Consider the following 257-nt stretch of genomic DNA (forward strand, 5'->3'; position numbering starts at 1 on the left):
TCATCCTGGTGCTGGAGAACGGCGTCCCCCGGCGAGTGATCATGAAGGACATCGCCGAGGAGATCGTCGTCATGGACCCGGACACCGAGCTGCCCCCGGAGGCGGAGCGGGTCCGCTCGCCGATGGGCCCCCGGATCAGGACGCTGGCGCTGCGTACGGACGTCTTCGACGGCTTTCTGCGCTTCCTCAACGCCACGCTGGCCACGGCCGGCCTCCTGGACGAGGCGGCGTTCTGGCGGACGGTCGCCGAGTGCGTG

1 protein-coding gene is annotated in these 257 nt (G+C 70.0%); it reads left to right on the forward strand.

Annotated features, from left to right (window positions below; all coding sequences use genetic code 11):
• On the forward strand, window positions 1-257 hold a 257-nt coding region (locus ACSNOD_RS31980), incomplete at both ends, for a ferric iron reductase (RefSeq protein ID WP_436770546.1).

The organism is Streptomyces sp. URMC 123, assembly GCF_051386515.1.
In the GTDB taxonomy this organism is placed as follows: domain Bacteria; phylum Actinomycetota; class Actinomycetes; order Streptomycetales; family Streptomycetaceae; genus Streptomyces.